Genomic DNA, 841 nt, shown 5'->3' with positions numbered 1-841 from the left:
GGCGTTGCCCGCGAGCCGTCAAGCCAGCGCGCAAACGAGCGCCACGACCTGGTGAATGATCTGTGGGACAGCTGGGACGACGACGCTTTTATCCGTGACAAAGCCAGCGGCCGCTATTTTGACCCCGGCAAACTGCACACCCTCAACCACAAGGGCGAACATTTCTCGGTGCGCGGCCCGCTGAACGTCGCCCGCCCGCCGCAAGGCCACCCGCTGCGGGTGCACACCCTCGCATCAGAAGCAGACAAAACCTTGGCCATTCGTGTGGCCGACGTGATCATCGCCGAGTACCGCGACCTGCCAGCTGCCCAAGCCTTCTATCACGACATCAAACAGCGTGCCGCTGCCTTGGGCCGCAACCCTGAACACCTCAAGATTCTGACCACGGTCAACCCGCTGGGCAGCACACCCAATGACATCGCCGAGCACTTAGAAAACGGGTTCCAGACCCGCGCCTGCGATGGTTTTAATGTGCTGTTCACAGACGCGCCCGACACCATCGACACCTTCGTCGAGCATGTGATTCCATTGCTGCAACACCGCGGGCTGTTGCACCACGGCTACAGCGGCAGCACCCTGCGCGAGCACTTGGGCCTGCCGCGACCGGGCAACCGTTTCAGCGCCAGCGTCCACCCCGTTACGGAACCTGCCCATGCCTCTTGAATTCAGCTGGCAACTGCCGCTCTGCGCAGCGGGCGCGGCGCCCGACTGGACGGCGCAGCCAGGACACTGGATTCAGTTGGCCCAGGCCGTCGAATACGCAGGCGTTGATGGCCTGTGGATTCCCGGCGGCTCCCAGTGTGCCGATAGCTTGGGCGTGGCCGCCGCGCTGTGCGCACAT

1 protein-coding gene and 1 pseudogene are annotated in these 841 nt (G+C 63.9%); both read left to right on the top strand.

What is annotated here, in order from left to right; genetic code table 11:
- On the top strand, positions 1–663 hold a 663-nt coding region (locus GHO41_RS29400), incomplete at its 5' end, for an LLM class flavin-dependent oxidoreductase (protein ID WP_153435357.1).
- A pseudogene (locus tag GHO41_RS29395) lies at positions 653–841 on the top strand (LLM class flavin-dependent oxidoreductase); the annotation flags it as partial. The gene GHO41_RS29400 and the pseudogene GHO41_RS29395, both read left to right, overlap by 11 nt.

It is taken from the genome of Pseudomonas sp. FSL R10-0399, assembly GCF_009600165.1.
GTDB classification, from domain to species: domain Bacteria; phylum Pseudomonadota; class Gammaproteobacteria; order Pseudomonadales; family Pseudomonadaceae; genus Aquipseudomonas; species Aquipseudomonas helleri.
Note: the sequence above shows the minus strand (reverse complement) of the source record. Positions and strands in the feature narration are given on the sequence as shown.